The sequence below is a fragment of the Pontibacter sp. HJ8 genome (assembly GCF_054824225.1).
Genome location: NZ_JSYF01000299.1, coordinates 1 through 3,098 on the forward strand (window position 1 = coordinate 1; position 3,098 = coordinate 3,098).

At 47.8% G+C, this 3,098-nt stretch carries 2 protein-coding genes and 1 pseudogene; all 3 read right to left on the reverse strand.

Translation table 11 applies throughout. The annotated features are described in order from the left end of the window. The coding region (locus tag OB13_RS13515; RefSeq protein ID WP_461490697.1) for an immunoglobulin domain-containing protein at positions 1-1,697 on the reverse strand (1,697 nt) is incomplete at its 3' end. 782 nt (positions 1,698-2,479) lie between these two features. Then, positions 2,480-2,884, reverse strand: coding sequence for a DUF2721 domain-containing protein (locus OB13_RS13520; RefSeq protein WP_461490698.1), 405 nt, complete (start codon positions 2,882-2,884; stop codon positions 2,480-2,482). Between the two features lie 20 nt (positions 2,885-2,904). After that, positions 2,905-3,098 (reverse strand): annotated as a pseudogene (locus OB13_RS13525) (hypothetical protein); the annotation flags it as partial.

A 3,098-nucleotide genomic window follows, 5' to 3' on the forward strand; every position in this document is an offset into this window, starting at 1 on the left:
CCTCCTTTAGCCTTCAGTCCTACCCTTCTGCCTTGTATAATGGCTATGTCTTCACCAGCATCTGCTGTAGAAGGCAGCACTGTCGCTGAAGCCTTCGTTCTGGAGGCACTGACACAGCCATGGCGGTTTACAGTCTGCACATAAAAATCTGTGCTAGCATCGAGGGGAGGAGTTTCATAGGAAGAGCCTCTGTGCAGTAGCATCCCCCCGGTAGGTTGATCATACCATTCCAGCTCAGAACCAGCGGCAGGTGCAGCCGCTTTCAGAACTACGGTTCCTCCCGGGCAGGTAATGGCGGGTGTCGCCTGAGGGGCCGCCGGTAAGGGCTCTACCTTGATGGCAATGGCTGAGCTGGTATGCTCGTTGCAGTCCCCTGCCATTACTTTTCTTCTGTACCAGGTAGTCTGGGGCAGAGCAGCGGGTGTATAATGAGGCTGGTTGTTGTTACCTGCGGCAGGCGAAAACCCGGTTTGTGCGCCTGTTGTGCTTGCTTCCCACAGGTACGTGTAATGCTCTGTCCCACCGGCAGGGGGGCTGCCTGTTAGGATGGCAGGAATGCTGTTGTAGCAAATCAGTTGCTCAGAAGCGATGGCGTTATGGGTGATGCTCCTCCTTTTGGGCCTGATTTCTATTATTTCAGACGTGGTCACTTTTTCGCACGGGCCTGAGGCGGCTATAAATTCAATTTTGTAGGAAGGCTGTTGCAGCGCTTGACAATCGATCAGCCAGCTGAATTCTGCGCTGGTGCGACCAGTACCCTTCTTTTCCTTAAACACAATACTTTGTGAATTGAAGGTAAAGCCTTGTCCGGCTCCCGCTACCGTCACTAAATCGTTGTCAGGATCGGTGCCTATAACCTCAAACCGGATCGTTTCACCTTCAAATGCCTCTATAACCTTTATCGGGGTAGAAAAGGAGAGGACAGGCGGCCTGTCTGAGGCCCGCTCTGCTACTAAACTAAGTCGTAGGGTGTCTTGTCGTGGTAATCCGCAGCCATTGTCTCCATAATCACTAACTATCAAATCCAGCAGGTATGTTTTTCCAGCTGTGTCAAAGCAGTCGGTAAAGCAGAGCGTGGCCTTCAGGGTATCCTGTGTAGTTCCTGTGTTAACGATACCTTGTGTCTGACCAGAAAAACTATAGTGTTTGTTGCTAAAATTTACTGGCTTAGCTGAAAGTACCAGCCGTTCATTTTTATCAGGATCAGTGAACAGGATGTCTAAGCAGCGCGGACCTGTTTTATTGATCCGGTATACCTGCCCCGGGTTGTACAGGCCCGTGCTGTTGCTACCTTTAGCAAGAACCACGGGCGTTTCGTTTCGCAGGCATTCCTTTACCATTAGCTGAATGTCCCTTCTGGTCTCTCCGATTTTGACTCCATTTCTGAACTCCTGGCTCCGAATTCCAAATACAAACAGGCCTTTATTGGTAGGTCTTACCGTTAACCTGCCGGTTTTCCTGTCTATGTTCAGCGCGGGCGAGCCTGGCACCTGATTTTCTTTATTATACCCGGCAAGCCAGCTTATTTCAGGATAAGGTGCGGGATTGGCAAATGGAACATTATCAGTTGGTACACTATAGCCATTTAGTGGACTTACCAGATCATAAACCAGGGAGTCGCCATCCGGATCGATACCGTTGAAGTTGTAATAGAAAAGCTCGTTCTGACAGGCATAATCACTAAGTGGTTCTGGCAATTTGGGAGATGAGTTTATAAAGGGTTTTCCGTTTCTGACAACGGCAGGAAATTCCAGGTAAAATGTTTGGCCGGCGGATTCCGGAGAAGCAATATTATTAATGGTATGATTGCGGCAACAACGCTCCCAGGATACATAATATCCCTCCGCATGTGTGTAAACTGTTGGATCCAGAGCGATGTCCTGGTAGTACAGGATTTTAGAGGTTTTAAGGTCGTTGGTGGTGCAATCTATAATCGAGTAGTTTATATTCGTCTGTTTTCTAAGCGGCATCGTGACAGAGGTGATAAACCTGTTCGTCCCTTTTTCAAATATTGAAACCCTGATCTGGCTATCTCTTGCTCTTGGACTGCCATTGATTTCATCAAAATACAGGTTGAGGCTAAGCCTGTAGGTGCTTCCATTGACATGTTGCAGTTCAAAATCTCCACCGGCCAGATGAGTTGAATAGACAGGTATGCAAATGCAGGAAAGTACAAGCAGGAGAAGTAGATGTAGCCTCATCAATGCATATTTAGAGTTGAATAAACAATTAAAGAGGTATAGCCTTCTGTGGAGTATAAAACAATGATATATTAATATAGAATTGTTATATACTTAGCCAAGGCAAAAAAGTTCTACTTTATGTATGTGAATGAGAGCAATACCAAAAGGTGTGTTTTAGGGTATACTGCTCTGAATTGAAGCGGAAACCGGAACAATTACAGAGGCCTTATAACTTCTTGTAAAATCAAGAAAGCTATAAGGCCTCTGGTAAATTTTATGCACTAAGTGGTTTAGGACTATCCGGCTCCTGAGGTTTCCTCCAGGTCATTGAGCTCCAGTTCCAGCGCTTTCACCGAAATCTGTGTCTCGCGCAGGGCCAGCGCCAGCGAGATCATCAGGAGCAGCAGACTGAGGCCGAAAACATATTTGCCAACTGTACTATAGCCTGCAAAGAGTATAAACATGCAGAAGACGCAGCCAAATATACTGGCAATACCAAAGCCCTGCATGTTGCGTATCAGCACCAGGCGTATGCGCAGGTTCTCGATCTGGCTGTACACGACGCGGCTGGGTGTGCTGGCATAGCGGCTCTTCAGGCTCCTGATGAGATTGGCCAGTGCCAGAAAGCGGTTGGTGTAGGCCAGCAACAATAGCGAAATAGCCGGAAAAAGGAGGGCAGGGGTCGTTAGGGTGATTTCCATGAGCCCGACAGGAGCTAGGGTTATTTTATGCTTTTAAGAAAATCTTCGTCCAGGGGCTCATCATCTTCCTCGTCATTCGGCGTGCTCTCAAAGTCAATCTCCTGCAACAGTTCCAGGCCCTCCAGCGTCAGTTCATCCAGCTCTTCCTTCGAAGTAGCATCCAGTGTTTGCTCAAACAAAGCCAGGATATGCTCCCGCTCCTCATTCACAAATA

Coding starts and splice junctions, on each gene's coding strand:
- OB13_RS13520 (WP_461490698.1), bottom strand. CDS start 2,884: ATGGAAATCACCCTAACGACCCCTGCCCTCCTTTTTCCGGCTATTTCG.